An 18,716-nucleotide genomic window follows, 5' to 3' on the forward strand; every position below is an offset into this window, starting at 1 on the left:
TTTCATTCACCGAATGGATCAGGCACAATGCCCGGCCATCGGGTTTTCTACCTCAGAGCATTAATCGCGGGTAGTTAACGCCGGTGATTCTGGTTAACAAAAGCGGTGCAATATGCAAGTTTTTATCATGCGTCACGGCGACGCGGCACTTGATGCCGCCAGTGACTCAGTACGTCCTTTAACCGTCTGTGGCTGCGACGAATCCCGTCAGATGGCAACATGGCTTAAAGGTCAAAAAGTGGACATTGAACGCGTTCTGGTGAGTCCGTTCCTGCGGGCAGAGCAGACGCTGGATGTGGTAGGGGAGTGTATGAACCTGCCAGCCAGCGTGGACGTTCTTCCTGAACTCACGCCGTGCGGCGATGTTGGCCTTGTCAGCGCTTACCTTCAGGCGCTGTGCAATGAAGGTGTTGCTTCCGCACTGGTCATTTCCCACCTGCCGCTGGTCGGCTATCTGGTATCTGAGCTGTGCCCGGGCGAAACGCCACCGATGTTCACAACGTCCGCCATTGCCAACGTCACCCTCGACGAAACCGGCAAAGGGGTCTTCAACTGGCAAATGAGTCCGTGCAACCTGAAGATGGCAAAAGCCATCTGACGTGACGTGCGATATGGCGGGGGCATAGCGCTTCCCGCCATCCTGTCAGGGCAACTCTGGCGGCTGCCACTCCTCAACTTCAATCAACACCAGCAATGCGGCATCTCCGCCGTACTCTTTTGGTGCCTGATGAAAAGCCATCACGTGTGGATGCTGAGCCAGCCACAGCGGCGTCTGTTGTTTGAGAATATGTTTGCCGTGACCGTGCATCACGCAGGCGCAAAAAACATGCTCGCGTCGGCACGCCGCGATCAACGCCCCCAGCTCCTGCTTCGCCTGCATCTGCGTCAGCCCGTGCAGATCGAGAAACAGCTCCGGCGAATAATCGCCCCGGCGCAGCTTCTTCAGCTCAAAATGGCTGACGTCTTCGCGCACGTATTTCACGGCCCCCTGCGTATTGAGCAGCGGCTGGAATTCATCTGAAAAATAGTGGCTGTTATCGGCCTGCTCCTGGAGCAGACGTTTGACCGGAACCTCGCTGATTTTCTTACGCTGCGGGCGATGGACAATGGTGTCCTGCGTGATTTTACGCGTCCCGGTCATCAGCTGACGGAAGAGAGCCTGATCCTCCTCGCTGAGCGGTGTTTTCTTTTTCATTCGTCATTCTCATCTCGTATTTCCGATAGTGTACCCGACTAAACGCATTTTTTAACCTCAAGCGGTACGCGTCATTGCTGATTTATCCCCGTCTTCATGGCAAACTAGCCGCCGAAAATTATGCGAGCATGCCCTGGAGGAAAGAGTGGATAAAATTTTTGTCGATGAAGCAGTAAACGAGCTGCATACCATACAGGACATGTTGCGCTGGTCGGTTAGCCGCTTCAGCGCCGCCAATATCTGGTACGGTCACGGCACCGATAACCCGTGGGATGAGGCCGTCCAGCTGGTGCTGCCGTCACTCTATCTGCCGCTGGATATTCCGGAAGACATGCGTACCGCGCGCCTGACCTCCAGCGAAAAACACCGCATCGTTGAGCGAGTGATCCGCCGCGTGAACGAGCGCATTCCGGTGGCTTACCTGACCAACAAAGCCTGGTTCTGCGGCCACGAGTTCTACGTTGACGAGCGTGTGCTGGTGCCGCGCTCGCCGATTGGTGAGCTGATCAACAACCACTTTGACGGCCTGATCGCGCACCAGCCGCAGCACATTCTCGATATGTGCACCGGCAGCGGCTGCATCGCCATTGCCTGCGCCTACGCTTTCCCTGAAGCGGAAGTGGACGCCGTCGATATCTCCACCGACGCGCTGGCCGTTACCGAACACAACATTGAAGAGCACGGCCTGATCCATCACGTCACGCCTATCCGCTCTGACCTGTTCCGCGACCTGCCGACGCTGCAATACGACCTGATTGTTACCAATCCGCCGTACGTGGATGCAGAAGACATGTCCGATCTGCCGAACGAGTATCGTCACGAGCCGGAGCTGGGCCTGGCGTCAGGCTCTGATGGCCTGAAGCTGACCCGCCGCATCCTGGCGTGTGCGCCGGATTATCTGACCGACGACGGCGTTCTGATTTGTGAAGTGGGCAACAGCATGGTACATCTGATAGAGCAGTACCCGGATGTGCCGTTCACCTGGCTTGAGTTCGACAACGGCGGTGACGGCGTCTTTATGCTGACCAAAGCGCAGCTGCTTGACGCGCGCGAATACTTCAGCATTTACAAAGATTAATCCAGCGGGCTTCGGCCCGTTTCACAACGCTCAAACACAAACAACAACATCGGAGCCGTGATGGCAGGAAACAGTATTGGACAGGTATTCCGTGTGACCACCTTTGGCGAGTCGCACGGTCTGGCACTGGGTTGTATCGTTGATGGCGTCCCGCCAGGCATCGAACTGACCGAAGCCGATTTGCAGCATGACCTCGATCGTCGTCGTCCGGGTACCTCTCGCTACACCACGCAGCGTCGCGAGCCGGACCAGGTCAAAATTCTCTCCGGCGTATTTGAGGGCCGTACCACCGGCACCAGCATCGGACTGCTGATTGAAAACACCGATCAGCGCTCTCAGGACTACGGCGCGATCAAAGATGTCTTCCGTCCTGGCCATGCCGATTACACCTATGAGCAAAAATATGGCTTCCGCGACTATCGCGGCGGTGGCCGGTCTTCCGCACGTGAAACCGCGATGCGCGTAGCGGCAGGGGCGATTGCCAAAAAATATCTCCAGCAGAAATTCGGCATCGTTATCCGCGGCTGCCTGACCCAGATGGGCGACATTCCGCTGGCAATCAAAGACTGGGATCAGGTCGAGCTTAACCCGTTCTTCTGCGCCGATGCCGACAAGCTGGACGCGCTGGACGAACTGATGCGCGGCCTGAAAAAAGAGGGTGACTCTATTGGCGCGAAAGTCACCGTGGTAGCCGACGGCGTGCCGGCTGGCTGGGGCGAGCCGGTATTTGACCGCCTCGACGCCGACATCGCCCACGCGCTGATGAGCATTAACGCGGTGAAAGGCGTCGAAATCGGCGACGGTTTTGACGTGGTTCAGCTTCGCGGCAGCCAGAACCGTGATGAAATCACGAAAGAGGGTTTCCAGAGCAACCATGCGGGCGGCATTCTGGGCGGTATCAGCAGCGGTCAGCAGATTACGGCCAATATCGCGTTGAAGCCAACGTCCAGTATTACCGTACCGGGCCACACAATTAACCGCGCTGGCGAAGACGTTGAGATGATCACCAAAGGGCGACACGATCCGTGCGTGGGGATCCGCGCGGTGCCGATCGCAGAAGCGATGCTGGCGATTGTGCTGATGGATCACTTCCTGCGTCAGCGCGCGCAGAATGCGGATGTGTCGACCACCATTCCACGCTGGTAACTATGAAAAAAACCGCAATCGCTCTGCTGGCGCTGCTTGCCAGTGGAGCCAGTCTGGCCGCCACGCCGTGGCAGAAAATCACCCACCCGGTGGCGGGTAGCGCGCAGTCTATCGGCGCGTTTTCCAACGGCTGTATCGTCGGCGCGCAGGAACTTCCGCTGCAATCGGATACCTATCAGGTGATGCGCACCGACCAGCGCCGTTATTTCGGCCATCCTGACCTGGTGCTGTTTATTCAGCGTCTTGGCAACCAGGTACATAACCTGGGGCTGGGCACGATGCTGATTGGCGATATGGGGATGCCTGCCGGTGGCCGCTTTAACGGCGGACACGCCAGCCACCAGACCGGACTGGATGTGGATATTTTCCTGCAACTGCCGAAAACACGCTGGAGTTCAGCGCAACTGCTGAAGCCGCAGGCGCTGGATCTGGTGTCGGCCGACGGCAAACGGGTCGTCGCTTCGCGCTGGTCACCGGAAATTTCCAGCATGATCAAGCTGGCGGCAGAAGATAATGACGTCACGCGGATCTTTGTTAACCCGGCCATCAAGCAGCAGCTCTGCCTGGATGCGGGAACGGATCGCGACTGGCTGCGCAAAGTGCGCCCGTGGTTCCAGCACCGGGCACATATGCATGTTCGTCTGCGCTGCCCGGCGAACAGCCTGGAATGTGAAGATCAGCCGCTCCCGCCGCCTGGCGACGGTTGCGGTTACGAACTGCAAAGCTGGTTTGAACCGGCCAAGCTTGGAACCTCTAAGCCTGAGAAGAAGACACCGCCTCCGTTGCCGCCTTCCTGCCAGGCGCTACTGGATGAGCATGTACTTTAATGGATAATTTCGTCGATCTGTTCATGGTGTCACCGCTGCTGCTGGCGGTGCTCTTTTTTGTTGCGATGTTAGCCGGATTTATCGATGCCCTTGCGGGCGGTGGCGGCTTGCTCACCGTTCCGGCGCTGCTGGCGGCAGGCATGAGTCCTGCCCAGGCACTCGCCACCAATAAACTCCAGGCGTGCGGCGGCTCTCTTTCCTCTTCGCTCTATTTTGTTCGCCGCAAGGTGGTGAATCTCGCCGATCAGAAGCTCAATATCCTGATGACGTTTATTGGCTCGACGGCGGGTGCCTTGCTGGTACAGCATGTGCAGTCCGACATTCTGCGCCAGATCCTGCCGATTCTGGTTATCTGCATCGGCCTGTATTTCCTGCTGATGCCTAAGCTCGGCGAGGAAGACCGGGCGCGGCGGCTGCACGGCCTGCCGTTTGCGCTGATTGCCGGTGGCTGCGTCGGCTTTTACGACGGCTTCTTTGGCCCGGGGGCAGGCTCGTTTTACGCGCTGGCGTTCGTGACGCTGGCCGGCTTTAACCTCGCCAAATCCACCGCCCACGCCAAGGTGCTGAATGCGACCTCCAACGTTGGCGGCCTGCTGCTGTTTATCATTGGTGGTAAGGTTATCTGGGCAACCGGGTTTGTGATGATGGCAGGGCAGTTTTTGGGCGCGCGCGCAGGCTCGCGTCTGGTATTAAGCAAAGGGCAAAAGCTGATCCGCCCGATGATTGTTGTCGTCTCGGCGGTGATGAGCGCCAAACTTCTTTATGACAGCCATGGACAGGAGATCCTCACCTGGTTGGGGATGAACTAATGAACAGTACGCATAAATACGAACAGCTGATTGAGATCTTCGATAGCTGTTTTGCTGATGATTTTAATACCCGTCTGATTAAAGGCGACGACGAACCGATCTATCTTCCTGCTGATGACGAGGTTCCGTACAACCGCATCGTCTTTGCCCACGGCTTTTACGCCAGCGGTTTGCACGAGATTTCGCACTGGTGCATCGCAGGGAAAGCGCGTCGCGAGCTGGTGGACTTCGGTTACTGGTACTGCCCGGACGGGCGCGACGCCGCCACCCAGGGGCGGTTCGAAGATGTGGAGGTAAAACCGCAGGCGCTGGAGTGGTTGTTCTGCGTGGCGGCGGGTTTCCCGTTCAACGTGAGCTGTGACAACCTTGAAGGCGACTTCGAGCCAGACCGTATCGTCTTCCAGCGCCGCGTGCATGCGCAGGTGATGGAGTATCTTGAGAAGGGCATCCCGGAACGTCCGGCGCGTCTGATCGAGGCCTTACAGAATTATTACCACACGCCGGAGATCACGGCGGAATGCTTCCCTTGGCCGGAAGATTTATAACAGAGGAAAGAAGATGATCGCAGAATTTGAATCACGCATTCTGGCGTTAATTGATGACATGGTGGAACACGCCAGTGATGATGAGCTGTTCGCCAGCGGTTATCTGCGTGGTCACCTGACGCTGGCGGTAGCCGAGCTGGAAGCAGGTGACGATCACTCTGCCGACGCCGTTCACGCTGAAGTCACGCGCAGCCTGGAAAAAGCCATTCTGGCCGGGGAGCTCTCTCCGCGCGACCAGTCTTTAGTGCTGGGCATGTGGGACAATTTATTCCAGCAGGCTAAACGCTAAGCCGCCGCCTTCTCTTCCCTCTCCCCTTTGGGGAGAGGGTCAGGGTGAGGGGATTCGACCGCACCCTACTTAACCATTTTCCCCTTCAGCAGTTTCCTTACCCACAACCGGTTCGGATTCAGCCCCGCGAGCGTAACCCTGTCCAGCGGAACCGGCTCATCGCTCATTTGCGCAGCCAGCACCTCTGCCAGCAGCGGCGCGGAGCATAATCCCCGCGAGCCTAAACCACCCAGCATAAACAGTTCAGGATAAACCGGCGCACTCACCGCCGTTTCTTTGTTGTCTGCCAGATCCTGATAGAGTTCAAGCGTGGCTTCATAGTCCGGCACGTTTCCCGCCATCGGCAGGTGATCGCGGGTCGCGCAGCGTACGCCGCAGCGCGCTTCGCCCTCGCTGACGTCAACCTCTTTCGCCCACGACGCATCCGGGAAACAGTCGATCAGGCGCTGGCGGTTTTGCTGCTGATCTGCTTCGCTGTACTGCATGTTCGTTTCAGAGCGATGGTAGCTTGCGCCGATGCAGTGATGGCCGTTGGACGGATTTTGCGGCGTCAGGTAGCCGTCGTAACACAGCACCTGGCGCAGCTTGCTCAGCGCGGGCGCGGCAGGAATATGGCTCACCTGGCCGCCGACAGGATAAACCGGCAGCGTCTCGGTCTGGGTAAACTGATTGATGTTATGCCCGTTGGCCAGCACCACGCTGGCATGCTGCGCCTCGTTGCCGTCAGCAAAACGCAGCGTCCAGTGCGCTGTCCGACTAAGCGATTCAACCTTGTGGGCATAATGTACCGTCAAGCCGCGAGACTGCCCGAGAGCAATCGCCGCAGAAGTCAGTTCAGCCGGACACAGCCAGCCGCCGCGTGGATACTGAATCCCGCCGCAGCCGGTGTCGACGCCCGCGGTCTCAGAAACCTGCTGCGCCGTCACGGCATGGGCGATGGCCTCCGGCAGACCCAGCGACAGCATTTGTGTAATTTTCTGCTGGCTCTTCTCGTCCCAGCCGAGCTGCGTCACGCCGCACCAGTCGTGGTCAAACGCAACCGGCAGGCTATCGTAGAGACGACGAGCAAACGTAAACGCCGCCGGGAAGAACTGGAACAGCGCCGGATCGTGTGAACTTAACAAAGGATAAAGTGCGCCCTGGCGGTTGCCTGATGCACCCGTTGCCGGCGCCTCGTCAGCGCAATAGAGCGTCACCTGCCAGCCCCGGTGCAGCAGCGCCAGCGAGAGCAGGGAGCTGGCAATACCGCCGCCCACAATGGCGACCTCACGCGACGCACTGGGGCGGCGAGCAAACCAGGGTGTCTGTGCCGGGATCGCCAGATCCTGCTCCATCACCCCGACCAGCATGTCGCGTTTGCGGCCAAAGCCTTTGGTTTTGCGCATGGTAAACCCCGCCTCCTGCAACCCACGGCGGACAAAGCCCGCCGAGGTGAAGGTGGCAAGCGTCGCGCCGGGACGTGCCAGCCGCGCCATGGCGTTGAACAGATGCTGGCTCCACATGTCCGGGTTTTTGGCGGGCGCAAAACCGTCCAGGAACCAGGCGTCCACCTTCTGATTCATCGAGTCGTCGAGCTTATCGGTCAGGTCGTTAATGTCGCCCAGCCACAGGTCGAGCGTGACCCGTCCATCGTCCAGAATCAGACGATGACAGCCACCGATGTGAGACGGCCACTGTGCCTGAAGCTGTTCCGCCCAGCGGGCAAGCTCCGGCCAGTGCTGATGGGCAAGCCGCAGATCGTGCGCGGTAAGCGGAAATTTTTCGAAACTGATGAAATGTAATCTTTGTAGGGTAGCCTCGGGGTGTGCAGCGCGAAAACAATCGAATGCCTGCCAGAGAGTCAGAAAATTCAGCCCGGTTCCGAAACCGCTCTCCGCCACAACGAACAGACTGCGCGGATGCTCAGGGAAGCGGGTGCCGAGATGATTTCCGTCGAGGAAAACATAGCGCGTCTCTTCCAGTCCGTTATCATTAGAAAAGTAGACGTCATCAAAATCTCGGGAAACAGGTGTACCCTCAGCGTTGAATTCGAGGTTGGCAGGTTGTATGGCGTTTTGTTTCACGTAAGTTACTCGTCCGACAGGCAGTGGCACGATCTTAACGATGTGAGCCTGTCGGTGCAAATTTCCACAGAAAATCGCTGATCGGACTTGTTCGGCGTACAAGTGTACGCTATTGTGCGACTCGAAACTTTTTATAGTGCGACTTACAGAGGTATTGAATGAAACGTGCAGTGATTACTGGCCTGGGCATCGTTTCCAGCATCGGTAATAACCAGCAGGAAGTCCTGGCATCTCTGCGTGAAGGACGCTCCGGGATCACTTTCTCTGAAGAGTTTAAAGATTCTGGAATGCGTAGCCACGTATGGGGTAACGTTAAACTGGATACCACCGGTTTGATTGACCGTAAAGTGGTTCGTTTCATGAACGATGCCTCTATCTATGCCTATCTTTCCATGCAGGAAGCAATCAAGGATTCTGGTCTGAGCGAAGACGCCTACCAGAACAACCCACGCGTGGGCCTGATTGCCGGTTCCGGCGGTTCCTCTAAGGCGCAGGTATTCGGCGCTGACGCCATGCGTAGCCCGCGCGGCCTGAAAGCGGTCGGTCCATACGTTGTGACCAAAGCGATGGGTTCTGCGGTATCCGCGTGCCTGGCAACGCCATTCAAAATCCACGGCGTGAACTACTCCATCAGCTCCGCGTGTGCGACCTCCGCGCACTGTATCGGTAATGCGGTTGAGCAGATCCAGCTGGGCAAACAGGACATCGTCTTTGCTGGCGGCGGCGAAGAGCTGGGCTGGGAAATGGCCTGTGAGTTCGACGCAATGGGCGCACTGTCTACCAAATACAACGAAACGCCAGACAAAGCATCCCGTACCTATGACGCACACCGCGACGGTTTTGTTATCGCGGGCGGCGGCGGCATGGTCGTGGTTGAAGAGCTGGAACACGCGCTGGCGCGTGGCGCCCACATCTACGCTGAGATCGTGGGCTACGGCGCAACGTCTGACGGCGCTGACATGGTTGCTCCATCCGGCGAAGGCGCGGTGCGCTGCATGAAGATGGCGATGCACGGCGTTGATACCCCAATCGACTACCTGAACTCCCACGGTACCTCTACTCCGGTAGGCGACGTGAAAGAGCTGGGTGCGATCCGCGAAGTGTTCGGCGACAACAGCCCGGCTATTTCTGCCACCAAAGCCATGACCGGTCACTCTCTGGGCGCGGCGGGCGTGCAGGAAGCGATCTACTCTCTGCTGATGCTGGAAAACGGCTTTATCGCCCCGAGCATCAACATCGACGAGATGGACGAGCAGGCGGCTGGCCTGAACATCGTGACCGAAACCACCGAACGTGAGCTGACGACCGTTATGTCCAACAGCTTCGGCTTCGGCGGCACCAACGCCACGCTGGTGATGCGCAAGCTGAAAGCGTAAGCGTTTGAAGGTATAGTAGAAGGGAGCCGCGTGGCTCCCTTTTTTATGCCTTAACACGGAGTTATGCATGAAGGCTGTTACCCCTGAGAAGAGCGCTCCTTCCGGGAACCTTTCCCTCTTCCGCATCGCCTTTGCGGTGTTTCTGACCTATATGACCGTTGGCCTTCCGCTGCCGGTGATCCCCTTGTTCGTTCACCATGAGCTGGGCTATGGCAACACCATGGTCGGCATTGCGGTGGGCATTCAGTTTTTAGCGACGGTGTTAACCCGGGGCTACGCCGGGCGTCTGGCGGACCAGCACGGCGCAAAACGCTCGGCATTGCAGGGCATGTTTGCCTGTGCGCTGGCGGGAGGCGCCTGGCTGCTGGCGGCGCTGTTGCCGATAGATGCAGCGTATAAATTCGCGCTGCTGGTAGTGGGGCGCCTGATCCTCGGCTTTGGCGAAAGCCAGCTGCTGACCGGCACCCTGACCTGGGGAATGGGGCTGGTGGGGCCTGCGCGTTCCGGTAAAGTGATGTCCTGGAACGGGATGGCGATTTACGGCGCGCTGGCGGCAGGCGCGCCGCTGGGTTTGCTGATCCACAGCCAGTTTGGTTTTGCGGCGCTGGCAGCAACCACCATGGTATTACCGCTGCTGGCGTGGGCGTTTAACGGTTCGGTACGCAAGGTGCCCGCCCATAAAGGCGAACGTCCTTCGCTGTGGAGCGTGGTGGGACAAATCTGGCAGCCAGGGCTGGGGCTGGCGCTTCAGGGAGTAGGCTTCGCGGTGATTGGCACCTTCGTCTCTCTCTATTTTATGAGCCGCGGCTGGGCGATGGCGGGCTTTACGCTGACGGCCTTTGGTGGCGCGTTTGTATTGATGCGCGTGCTGTTTGGCTGGATGCCGGATCGCTTTGGCGGCGTGACGGTGGCCGTGGCGTCACTGGTCATTGAGACGGTAGGTCTGGTGCTGCTCTGGCAGGCTCCGTCCGCCTACGTTGCGCTGCTGGGTGCGGCGTTAACCGGCTGCGGCTGCTCGCTGATCTTCCCGGCGCTGGGCGTTGAGGTGGTAAAGCGCGTCGCACCGCAGGTGCGCGGCACGGCGCTGGGCGGCTATGCGGCGTTTCAGGATATCTCATACGGGATAACCGGACCGCTGGCGGGCGTGCTGGCGACGTCGTTTGGCTATCCTTCCGTATTTCTCGCCGGCGCGGTTTCTGCGGTGGTGGGGATCGTGGTGACGCTGGTGGCGTTTCGGAAGCGGTAATATGTTGTCGGGTGGCGGCTGCGCCTTACCCGGCCTACGGTTCGAGCCGTTGTAGGCCCGGTAAGCGGAGCGCCACCGGGCAATACCTCAGACAACCAGCCAGAAAAGCGCGAGCGCAATCATCAGCGCGATAAACATCAATCCCGGACGGGCAGAGAGCGTTTTAAACGTGTCGACAACCGGGGCAAACAGCGGGCTGTAGATGGGCTGAACGTTACGCACTTCCGGCACGCCGCCTTCCCGCTCGGCGCGGCGAATAAAGATCTGATTCAGTAAATCCTGTACCTGCGCGGTGGTCAGCACCGTTTGCGGCGTGGCCTGCCAGGCCTGCTGGGCATATTCCCTAACAGCTTCAAACTCTTGCCGCTCAAGCGGCTGCTTAAGCGATGCTTGCACCGTATGCAGCGTCGGGGCGGTCTGGGCGCTGAGCGTCTGACGCGCCTGGAGCCAGGTGACCAGATGGGTAAACTGTTTTGCCGGGATCAGCTCGCCCGCTTTCACGCCGGAAAGTTCCAGCATGGATTGCCAGATGAGCTTTGTCGGTTCGCCGGTGGCGGCAGCCAGCTTTGTGACCATCTGCTTGAGCGTATTATGCTCCGCTGGCTGCAATGGCCGTTCTGTCGACGGGCGCTGTTGCGGCTGCGGGATCGAAAGCTGGTTGCTTTGCAGCAGGGTCAGCACGGTTTTCAGCTGGTCCGGCGAAAGCTGGCTCAGGGCGGTATGACCGTACTGTTGACGGATAAAATCACTCACCGCCTGGCGATTATTCCCCTGGCCCAACAGCTCGGTCAGCTGCGAGACAATCTGGCGGGTGGTATGTTGCTGCTGTGCGCTGGTAAGACGCTGGTTCAGGTTTTGTTCAGCGGCAGGGAAATGGCGCGACTGGAGCGGCGCATCGTTTCTGATGCCCAAATCGTGCTTAACGCCGGCCCATACCTCTGCGTTTTGCTGCGAGGTCAACGCAATTAGGCGCGTGATCAGACGCTCCAGCACGGTGCGCTGTTGCGTGGAGAGCGGCTGTTCGCCTGGCGTGTTGGGCGCTACGGGGCCTTCACCCGGAGGGCGCGGAGGCGTACCTGAAATGGGCTGCATCGTCAAAAATCCTTAAAGTCAAACTCTGCGTAACCGGGCGGAGATATATGCCCGGCGGCGAGATTATGGCACACTTGGCAGGTTTACTTCCTCTCAAACAGGTACTCAGACGTGAAAATCCTCGTTGATGAAAATATGCCTTACGCCCGTGAGCTGTTCAGCCGCCTGGGCGAGGTTAAGGCTGTCCCTGGTCGCCCGATTCCGGTCAGCGCACTGGACGATGCAGACGCCCTGATGGTGCGCTCGGTGACCAAAGTAAATGAGGCACTGCTCACCGGCAAAGGGATCAAATTTGTCGGGACGGCAACGGCCGGGACCGATCATGTGGATGACCAGTGGCTTAAGCAGGCAGGGATTGGTTTTTCAGCGGCGCCAGGCTGTAACGCCATTGCCGTCGTGGAATACGTATTTTCCGCATTATTGATGCTGGCCGAGCGCGATGGTTTTGCGCTGAAAGACCGCACCGTAGGTATTGTGGGCGTGGGCAACGTCGGCGGACGTCTGCAAAAGCGTCTGGAAGCCTGGGGCGTTCGCACTTTGCTGTGCGATCCGCCGCGCAAGGATAACGGCGATGAAGGCGATTTCCGCACGCTGGACGAGCTGGTCGACGAGTGCGACGTCATCACCTTCCACACGCCGCTTTTCAAAGAGGGGCCGTACCGGTCTCTGCACCTGGCCGACGAGACGCTAATCCGCCGTCTGAAGGCTGGCACTATTCTGATAAATGCCTGCCGCGGTCCGGTGGTGGATAACGCGGGGCTGCTGAAATGTCTCGACGAGGGACAAGATCTGAGCGTTGTGCTGGACGTCTGGGAGCCCGAGCCGGATCTTAACGTCGCATTGCTGAATAAGGTGGACGTGGGGACCGCGCATATTGCGGGTTATACCCTCGAAGGCAAGGCGCGCGGTACGACTCAGGTATATGAGGCCTACAGCGCCTTTATCGGCCATCCGCAGCAGGTGGCGCTGGATACGCTGCTTCCCGCGCCAGAATTTGGCCGCATTACCCTTCATGGCCCGCTGGATGAGGCAACGCTAAAAAGACTGGTGCATTTGGTGTATGATGTGCGCCGCGATGACGCGCTGCTGCGTAAAGTGGCGGGTATTCCGGGTGAGTTTGACAAGCTGCGCAAAAATTACCTTGAGCGCCGCGAGTGGTCCTCCCTGTATGTGATGTGCGATGACGCCCCTGCGGCGGCGCTGCTGCATCAGCTGGGATTTAACGCCGTTCACCACCCGGCACGTTAATGTCTTTCTGCTCCCTGTTGGAAACGCCGACAGGGACGCGTTTTTATTTCTGGAGTAAACCACCATGTCTGAAGGCTGGAACATTGCCATTTTGGGCGCCACTGGCGCCGTGGGCGAAGCCCTGCTTGAAACCCTTGCTGAGCGCCAGTTCCCGGTGGGCGAAATTTACGCGCTGGCGCGTACCGACAGCGCGGGTGAACATCTGCGTTTCGGCGGAAAATCCGTGATGGTGCAGGATGCCGCCGCATTTGACTGGACCCAGGCTCAGCTGGCGTTTTTTGCCGCAGGTGCAGAGGCGACGGCGTCTTACATTGAAGAGGCGACCAATTCTGGCTGTCTGGTGATCGACCTGAGCGGCCTGTTCTCCCTTGAGCCGGATGTGCCGCTGGTGGTGCCGGACGTTAACCCGTTTGTGCTGGCTGATTACCGCAACCGCAACATCATTGCGGTACCAAACAGCCTCACCAGCCAGCTGCTGACCGCGCTGAAGCCGCTGATTGACGACGGTGGCCTGTCGCGCATTACCGTGACCAGCCTGCTGTCGGCTTCGGCGAATGGCAAAAAAGCCGTAGACGCGCTGGCAGGGCAGAGCGCGAAGCTGCTGAACGGTATCCCGATCGACGAAGATGATTTCTTTGGCCGCCAGCTGGCGTTCAACATGCTGCCGCTGCTGCCGGATCGTGAAGGTTCGGTGCGGGAAGAGCGTCGTATCGTCGATGAAGCGCGCAAAATTTTGCAGGATGACGGGCTGATGATCTCCGCGAACGTCGTACAGTCTCCGGTCTTTTACGGCCATGCGCAGATGGTCGGCTTTGAAGCCCTGCGTCCATTGGCGGCTGAAGAAGCGCGCGATGCGTTTGGCCGCGGTGAGGACATTGTCCTTTCCGAAGAGAGCGAATTCCCGACGCAGGTGGGCGATGCCACCGGCAGCGCGCATCTCTCCGTGGCCTGCGTGCGTAACGATTACGGTATGCCGGAGCAGGTGCAGTTCTGGTCCGTTGCCGACAACGTGCGTTTTGGCGGCGCGCTGATGGCAGTCAAAATCGCGGAAAAACTGGTGCAGGAGTATCTGTACTGATGTCAGACGTGGAACAAAAGCCGGTCCACAGAATTGCCCTCGGCATTGAGTACGATGGCAGTAAATACTATGGCTGGCAGCGTCAGAATGAGGTGCGCAGCGTCCAGGAAAAACTGGAAAAAGCGCTCTCTCAGGTAGCGAACGAACCGATCAGCGTCTTCTGCGCGGGCCGCACCGATGCCGGGGTTCACGGCACGGGGCAGGTGGTACACTTTGAAACCTCTGCGGTGCGCAAAGATGCGGCCTGGACGCTGGGTGTAAATGCGAATTTACCTGGTGACATTGCCGTGCGTTGGGTGAAAGCTGTGCCGGATGATTTTCACGCGCGCTTCAGCGCGACGGCGCGGCGCTACCGTTATGTCATCTACAACCAGCGCCTGCGCCCGGCCGTGTTAAGCCAGGGCGTGACGCATTTTTATGAACCGCTGGATGCAGAACGCATGCATCGCGCGGCGCAGTGCCTGATTGGAGAAAATGATTTTACGTCGTTTCGTGCGGTGCAGTGTCAGTCCCGTACGCCGTGGCGTAATGTCATGCACATTAACGTCAGTCGTTATGGCGCGTATGTGGTGGTGGATATCAAAGCCAATGCCTTTGTACATCATATGGTGCGGAATATCGTGGGCAGCCTGATGGAAGTGGGCGCCGGACACCAGCCGGAGAGCTGGATTGCAGAACTGCTGGCAGCGAAGGACAGAACGCTTGCGGCAGCAACGGCGAAAGCGGAAGGGCTGTATCTGGTTTCGGTGGATTATCCGGACCGGTTCGACCTGCCAAAACCGCCAATGGGCCCGCTGTTTTTAGCGGACTAAACAAAGGTGCAATTAAGGCTTAGACAATATGGACGTAATACGTTTTCTGATTGATTTCATCCTGCACATTGATGTTCACCTGGCGGAGCTGGTCGCGCAGTACGGCGTCTGGGTATACGCCATTCTGTTTCTCATTCTGTTCTGTGAAACCGGCCTTGTGGTTACGCCGTTCCTGCCGGGAGATTCGCTGCTGTTCGTGGCCGGTGCGTTATCTGCACTGCCAACCAATGACCTGAACGTCCATCTGATGGTCGTCCTGATGATCGTCGCGGCGATTGTTGGCGATGCGGTCAACTACACCATCGGGCGGGTGTTTGGCGAGCGGTTGTTCAGTAATCCGGACTCGAAGATTTTCCGCCGCAGTTATTTAGACAAGACCCATGCGTTCTATGAACGTCATGGCGGAAAAACCATTATCCTTGCCCGTTTTGTGCCTATTGTGCGCACATTTGCACCGTTTGTGGCGGGAATGGGCCACATGTCCTATCGTCATTTTGCGATGTACAACGTGGTGGGCGCACTGCTTTGGGTGTTGCTCTTTACCTATGCGGGCTACCTGTTTGGCGATCTGCCTGTGGTTCAGGAAAACCTTAAGTTACTGATTGTAGCGATTATTGTGCTTTCCGTTCTGCCGGGCGTTATCGAAATCATTCGTCATAAACGCGCGGCAGCAAAACAAGCGAAGTAAATGCACGCTGGCGGTTCGACCACTTTTTTATCCAAAGTTTCGGGCTGTTATGTTTTAATGTGCAACATTCATGGTCTGTTGGAGGCAAAAATGGCATTATTCGCCTCTTACAGCAAAACTGGCATACGACCAGGTTCAGGCAGAAAGGTTATCAATGAGCTGGATTGAACGAATTAAAAGCAACATTACCCCGACGCGTAAAGCGAGCATTCCTGAAGGGGTATGGACGAAGTGTGATAGCTGCGGCCAGGTTCTGTATCGTGCAGAGCTGGAACGCAATCTTGAGGTGTGTCCGAAGTGTGACCACCACATGCGTATGTCGGCGCGCAACCGCCTGCATAGCCTGCTGGACGAAGGTTCTCTGGTAGAACTGGGCAGCGAACTGGAGCCAAAAGATGTGCTCAAGTTCCGCGACTCCAAAAAATACAAAGATCGTCTGGCCTCTGCACAGAAAGAGACCGGCGAGAAAGACGCGCTGATCGTCATGAAGGGCACCCTGCATGAAATGCCGGTGGTTGCCGCTGCGTTTGAGTTCTCCTTTATGGGCGGCTCAATGGGCTCCGTGGTCGGCGCGCGTTTCGTGCGTGCCGTTGAGCAGGCGCTGGAAGACAACTGCCCGCTGATCTGCTTCTCCGCCTCCGGTGGTGCGCGTATGCAGGAAGCGCTGATGTCCCTGATGCAGATGGCGAAAACCTCCGCTGCGCTGGCGAAAATGCAGGAGCGCGGTCTGCCGTATATCTCGGTACTGACCGACCCAACCATGGGTGGCGTCTCTGCGAGCTTCGCAATGCTGGGCGACCTGAACATCGCCGAGCCAAAAGCGCTGATCGGCTTTGCCGGTCCTCGCGTTATCGAACAGACCGTACGTGAGAAACTGCCGCCGGGCTTCCAGCGCAGTGAGTTCCTCATTGAGAAAGGCGCTATCGATATGATCGTCCGCCGTCCGGAAATGCGCCTCAAGCTGGCCAGCATTCTGGCGAAGCTGATGAATCTGCCAGCGCCTAACCCGGACGAGCCGCGCGAAGGCGTGGTCGTACCGGATCAGGAACCCGAGGCCTGATAACTGAAAAGGGCAGGGCCGAATGGCGCTGCCCTTTTGCTTTCTAAACCGTTAATGACAACCGGGCATCATGGAAAATAAAAGCATTCCTCAAGCCACGTCGCCCCTGGCCGCGTGGCTTTCTTATCTGGAAAACCTGCACAGTAAAACCATCGACATGGGCCTTGAGCGCGTAAGCCAGGTTGCCGCGCGTCTCGACGTGCTGAAACCCGCGCCGTTCGTGTTTACCGTCGCCGGCACTAACGGGAAAGGCACCACCTGCCGCACGCTGGAATCTGTCCTGATGGCTGCCGGCTATAAGGTCGGCGTTTACAGCTCTCCGCATCTGGTGCGCTATACCGAGCGCGTGCGGGTGCAAAACGCCGAGCTGGCGGAATCTGCCCACACGGCATCGTTTGCCGCTATCGAAGCGGCGCGCGGCGAAACTTCACTGACCTATTTCGAATATGGCACCCTGTCGGCGCTGTGGCTGTTTAAGCAGGCGCAGCTGGACGTGGTGATCCTGGAAGTCGGGCTGGGTGGGCGACTGGACGCGACAAACATGGTGGATGCGGATGTCGCGGTTGTGACCAGCATCGCGCTGGATCACACCGACTGGCTGGGGCCAGACCGCGAAAGCATTGGCCGCGAGAAGGCCGGTATTTTCCGGGCGAATAAGCCCGCCGTGGTCGGCGAGCCGGACATGCCGCACACCATTGCTGACGTGGCGAAAGAGAAGGGCGCCCGGCTGCTGCGTCGTGGCGTGGACTGGCAGTATGAGGTTCAGGGCCACGGCTGGCGCTTTAGCGATGCGCAGGGCGTGCTGGAGAATCTGCCGCTGCCGCAGGTGCCACAGCCCAACGCGGCGACCGCGCTGGCCGCACTGCGCGCCAGCGGATTAACGGTGAGCGAGCAGGCGATCCGCGACGGCATTCAGAACGCGCTGCTGCCGGGACGTTTCCAGATTGTGAGCGAGTCACCGCGTCTGATTCTGGACGTGGCGCATAACCCGCACGCGGCGGCGTACCTCGCAGGACGTCTCAAATCGTTACCAAAAACCGGGCGCGTGCTGGCGGTTATCGGTATGCTTCATGATAAAGATATCGGCGGCACGCTGGCCTGCATGGAGAGTGTGGTCGATAGCTGGTATTGTGCTCCTCTGGAGGGGCCGCGTGGCGCGACTGCTGAGCAATTAATGGAACATCTCGGCAAAGGCGAAATCTACGACAGCGTGGTTTCGGCCTGGCGCGCCGCGATGGCGGAAGCTAAACCAGAAGATACCGTGCTGGTGTGTGGGTCATTCCACACGGTGGCACATGTCATGGAAGTGATGGAGGCGGGGAGAACCGGTGGCGAGTAAGTTTCAGAACCGTTTAACAGGAACCATTGTGCTGGTCGCGCTCGGGGTGATTATTCTCCCGGGGCTGCTCGACGGGCAGAAAAAGCATTACCAGGATGAATTTGCGGCTATTCCGCTGGTGCCAAAACCGGGCGACCGCGACGAGCCCGACATGCTGCCCGCGGCAACGCAGGCGCTACCTGCCCAGCCGCCTGAAGGCGCAGCGGAAGAGGTGCGTGCAGGGGATGCAGCCGCGCCGTCTCTTGACCCGTCGCGTCTGGCCGCAAATAACAACGTTGAAATCGATCCCGTACCGGTAGAGCAACCTAAACCGGTTGAAAAACCGAAGCCGGTAGAGAAAACGCAGCCTAAACCGCAGCGTGACAAAACGGCCGAGCAGCTGGCGGCGGCAACGGAAACGCCGCCACCGGCCAGACAGGCCCAGCAGGAGGCTGCCCCGACGGGCAAAGCCTATGTCGTTCAGCTGGGTGCGTTGAAAAACGCTGATAAGGTCAATGAGATCGTGAGTAAACTGCGCGGCGCGGGATACCGTGTTTATACTTCACCCACCACGCCGGTGCAGGGTAAAATTACCCGTATCCTCGTGGGGCCGGATGCGTCTAAAGATAAGCTCAAAGGTTCGCTTGGCGAGCTGAAGCAGATCTCCGGCCTGAGCGGCGTGGTGATGAACTACAGCGCAAACTGATAAGTTTTCCCCCTCACCCCGGCCCTCTCCCCAGAGGGGGAGAAGGTTAGGGTGAGGGGGAATGGCAGACGTCCAAAGAGACGTAATAAGCCAACGGCGTTGAGCATTTTTTCAGCGCCTTTTTTATTTACGCATGGGAA

Annotated in this window: 19 protein-coding genes; 16 read left to right on the forward strand and 3 right to left on the reverse strand. The window is 58.4% G+C overall.

The genetic code is table 11. From position 1 onward, the window contains the following. The first annotated feature begins 112 nt into the window (after nt 1–112). Nucleotides 113–598 carry a phosphohistidine phosphatase SixA gene (gene sixA, locus E0L16_RS06070; RefSeq protein ID WP_063868153.1) on the forward strand — a complete coding sequence of 162 codons (486 nt, stop codon included), beginning with the start codon at nt 113–115 and terminating at the stop codon, nt 596–598. A 45-nt stretch (nt 599–643) separates the two neighbouring features. Here the strand turns inward: sixA and smrB are convergent, their stop codons facing one another. Beyond that, entirely contained in the window at nt 644–1,195 is a 552-nt protein-coding gene (gene smrB, locus E0L16_RS06075) for an endonuclease SmrB (RefSeq protein WP_063450427.1), read from the reverse strand. A gap of 145 nt (nt 1,196–1,340) precedes the next feature. On the opposite strand from smrB, the gene prmB reads away from it, so the two are divergent. The 6 genes from prmB to E0L16_RS06105 are packed head-to-tail and all read left to right on the forward strand — an operon-like array spanning nt 1,341 to nt 5,889. Then, a complete protein-coding gene (prmB, locus tag E0L16_RS06080; RefSeq protein ID WP_063450426.1) occupies nt 1,341–2,273 on the forward strand; it encodes a 50S ribosomal protein L3 N(5)-glutamine methyltransferase in 933 nt (310 codons plus the stop codon). 60 nt (nt 2,274–2,333) lie between these two features. After that, on the forward strand, nt 2,334–3,419 hold the full coding sequence (aroC, locus tag E0L16_RS06085; protein ID WP_131636528.1) for a chorismate synthase: 1,086 nt from the start codon (nt 2,334–2,336) through the stop codon (nt 3,417–3,419). A 2-nt stretch (nt 3,420–3,421) separates the two neighbouring features. Then, a complete protein-coding gene (gene mepA / locus E0L16_RS06090; RefSeq protein WP_131636529.1) occupies nt 3,422–4,246 on the forward strand; it encodes a penicillin-insensitive murein endopeptidase in 825 nt (274 codons plus the stop codon). Further along, nucleotides 4,246–5,055, forward strand: a complete 810-nt coding sequence (locus E0L16_RS06095; RefSeq protein WP_022648863.1) for a sulfite exporter TauE/SafE family protein — start codon at nt 4,246–4,248, stop codon at nt 5,053–5,055. The genes mepA and E0L16_RS06095 overlap by 1 nt, the downstream gene beginning before the upstream one ends. Continuing rightward, complete coding sequence (locus tag E0L16_RS06100) at nt 5,055–5,600, forward strand: elongation factor P hydroxylase (protein ID WP_063868156.1); 546 nt, start codon at nt 5,055–5,057, stop codon at nt 5,598–5,600. The genes E0L16_RS06095 and E0L16_RS06100 overlap by 1 nt, the downstream gene beginning before the upstream one ends. A 13-nt stretch (nt 5,601–5,613) precedes the next feature. After that, nucleotides 5,614–5,889 (forward strand): YfcL family protein, encoded by a 276-nt coding sequence (locus E0L16_RS06105; protein ID WP_028013966.1) that lies wholly within the window; start codon nt 5,614–5,616, stop codon nt 5,887–5,889. Between the two features lie 65 nt (nt 5,890–5,954). Here the strand turns inward: E0L16_RS06105 and mnmC are convergent, their stop codons facing one another. Further along, entirely contained in the window at nt 5,955–7,952 is a 1,998-nt protein-coding gene (gene mnmC, locus E0L16_RS06110; RefSeq protein ID WP_207388501.1) for a bifunctional tRNA (5-methylaminomethyl-2-thiouridine)(34)-methyltransferase MnmC2/FAD-dependent 5-carboxymethylaminomethyl-2-thiouridine(34) oxidoreductase MnmC1, read from the reverse strand. 158 nt (nt 7,953–8,110) lie between these two features. Between mnmC and fabB the strand changes: the two genes are divergently transcribed. Beyond that, a complete protein-coding gene (fabB, locus tag E0L16_RS06115; protein ID WP_022648859.1) occupies nt 8,111–9,328 on the forward strand; it encodes a beta-ketoacyl-ACP synthase I in 1,218 nt (405 codons plus the stop codon). Between the two features lie 67 nt (nt 9,329–9,395). Then, on the forward strand, nt 9,396–10,574 hold the full coding sequence (locus E0L16_RS06120; RefSeq protein WP_131636531.1) for an MFS transporter: 1,179 nt from the start codon (nt 9,396–9,398) through the stop codon (nt 10,572–10,574). A gap of 87 nt (nt 10,575–10,661) precedes the next feature. Here the strand turns inward: E0L16_RS06120 and flk are convergent, their stop codons facing one another. Continuing rightward, nucleotides 10,662–11,666: a flagella biosynthesis regulator Flk gene (flk, locus tag E0L16_RS06125; RefSeq protein ID WP_131636532.1), complete on the reverse strand. Its 1,005-nt coding sequence runs from the start codon at nt 11,664–11,666 to the stop codon at nt 10,662–10,664. A gap of 111 nt (nt 11,667–11,777) precedes the next feature. On the opposite strand from flk, the gene pdxB reads away from it, so the two are divergent. The 7 genes from pdxB to dedD all read left to right on the forward strand — a co-directional run bounded on the left by pdxB (nt 11,778) and on the right by dedD (nt 18,576). Next, nucleotides 11,778–12,914 carry a 4-phosphoerythronate dehydrogenase PdxB gene (pdxB, locus tag E0L16_RS06130; RefSeq protein ID WP_131636533.1) on the forward strand — a complete coding sequence of 379 codons (1,137 nt, stop codon included), beginning with the start codon at nt 11,778–11,780 and terminating at the stop codon, nt 12,912–12,914. A gap of 64 nt (nt 12,915–12,978) precedes the next feature. Next, the gene (locus E0L16_RS06135; RefSeq protein WP_063450416.1) at nt 12,979–13,992 is read left to right on the forward strand and encodes an aspartate-semialdehyde dehydrogenase; all 1,014 of its coding nucleotides are present in this window, start codon (nt 12,979–12,981) and stop codon (nt 13,990–13,992) included. Then, on the forward strand, nt 13,992–14,804 hold the full coding sequence (truA, locus tag E0L16_RS06140; protein ID WP_063450415.1) for a tRNA pseudouridine(38-40) synthase TruA: 813 nt from the start codon (nt 13,992–13,994) through the stop codon (nt 14,802–14,804). Before E0L16_RS06135 ends, truA begins: the two co-directional genes overlap by 1 nt. 28 nt (nt 14,805–14,832) lie before the next feature. Then, nucleotides 14,833–15,492 (forward strand): DedA family protein, encoded by a 660-nt coding sequence (locus E0L16_RS06145; RefSeq protein ID WP_063450414.1) that lies wholly within the window; start codon nt 14,833–14,835, stop codon nt 15,490–15,492. Nucleotides 15,493–15,646: 154 nt separating this feature from the next. Continuing rightward, nucleotides 15,647–16,552, forward strand: a complete 906-nt coding sequence (gene accD / locus E0L16_RS06150; protein WP_003861408.1) for an acetyl-CoA carboxylase, carboxyltransferase subunit beta — start codon at nt 15,647–15,649, stop codon at nt 16,550–16,552. Nucleotides 16,553–16,622: 70 nt separating this feature from the next. After that, the gene (folC, locus tag E0L16_RS06155; protein ID WP_131636534.1) at nt 16,623–17,891 is read left to right on the forward strand and encodes a bifunctional tetrahydrofolate synthase/dihydrofolate synthase; all 1,269 of its coding nucleotides are present in this window, start codon (nt 16,623–16,625) and stop codon (nt 17,889–17,891) included. Continuing rightward, a complete protein-coding gene (dedD, locus tag E0L16_RS06160; protein WP_131636535.1) occupies nt 17,881–18,576 on the forward strand; it encodes a cell division protein DedD in 696 nt (231 codons plus the stop codon). The genes folC and dedD overlap by 11 nt, the downstream gene beginning before the upstream one ends. The last annotated feature ends 140 nt before the right edge of the window (nt 18,577–18,716 follow it).

Origin of the sequence: Enterobacter quasihormaechei (genome assembly GCF_004331385.1) — a bacterium.
GTDB lineage: Bacteria > Pseudomonadota > Gammaproteobacteria > Enterobacterales > Enterobacteriaceae > Enterobacter > Enterobacter quasihormaechei.

Bases quoted from the DNA above. Each gene is read 5' to 3' on its own strand.
- E0L16_RS06120 (WP_131636531.1), top strand. From the start codon at position 9,396: ATGAAGGCTGTTACCCCTGAGAAGAGCGCTCCTTCCGGGAACCTTTCC.
- E0L16_RS06105 (WP_028013966.1), top strand. From the start codon at position 5,614: ATGATCGCAGAATTTGAATCACGCATTCTGGCGTTAATTGATGACATG.
- truA (WP_063450415.1), top strand. From the start codon at position 13,992: ATGTCAGACGTGGAACAAAAGCCGGTCCACAGAATTGCCCTCGGCATT.
- E0L16_RS06135 (WP_063450416.1), top strand. From the start codon at position 12,979: ATGTCTGAAGGCTGGAACATTGCCATTTTGGGCGCCACTGGCGCCGTG.
- mepA (WP_131636529.1), top strand. From the start codon at position 3,422: ATGAAAAAAACCGCAATCGCTCTGCTGGCGCTGCTTGCCAGTGGAGCC.
- sixA (WP_063868153.1), top strand. From the start codon at position 113: ATGCAAGTTTTTATCATGCGTCACGGCGACGCGGCACTTGATGCCGCC.
- E0L16_RS06100 (WP_063868156.1), top strand. From the start codon at position 5,055: ATGAACAGTACGCATAAATACGAACAGCTGATTGAGATCTTCGATAGC.
- flk (WP_131636532.1), bottom strand. From the start codon at position 11,666: ATGCAGCCCATTTCAGGTACGCCTCCGCGCCCTCCGGGTGAAGGCCCC.
- smrB (WP_063450427.1), bottom strand. From the start codon at position 1,195: ATGAAAAAGAAAACACCGCTCAGCGAGGAGGATCAGGCTCTCTTCCGT.
- E0L16_RS06095 (WP_022648863.1), top strand. From the start codon at position 4,246: ATGGATAATTTCGTCGATCTGTTCATGGTGTCACCGCTGCTGCTGGCG.
- accD (WP_003861408.1), top strand. From the start codon at position 15,647: ATGAGCTGGATTGAACGAATTAAAAGCAACATTACCCCGACGCGTAAA.
- folC (WP_131636534.1), top strand. From the start codon at position 16,623: ATGGAAAATAAAAGCATTCCTCAAGCCACGTCGCCCCTGGCCGCGTGG.
- aroC (WP_131636528.1), top strand. From the start codon at position 2,334: ATGGCAGGAAACAGTATTGGACAGGTATTCCGTGTGACCACCTTTGGC.
- E0L16_RS06145 (WP_063450414.1), top strand. From the start codon at position 14,833: ATGGACGTAATACGTTTTCTGATTGATTTCATCCTGCACATTGATGTT.
- fabB (WP_022648859.1), top strand. From the start codon at position 8,111: ATGAAACGTGCAGTGATTACTGGCCTGGGCATCGTTTCCAGCATCGGT.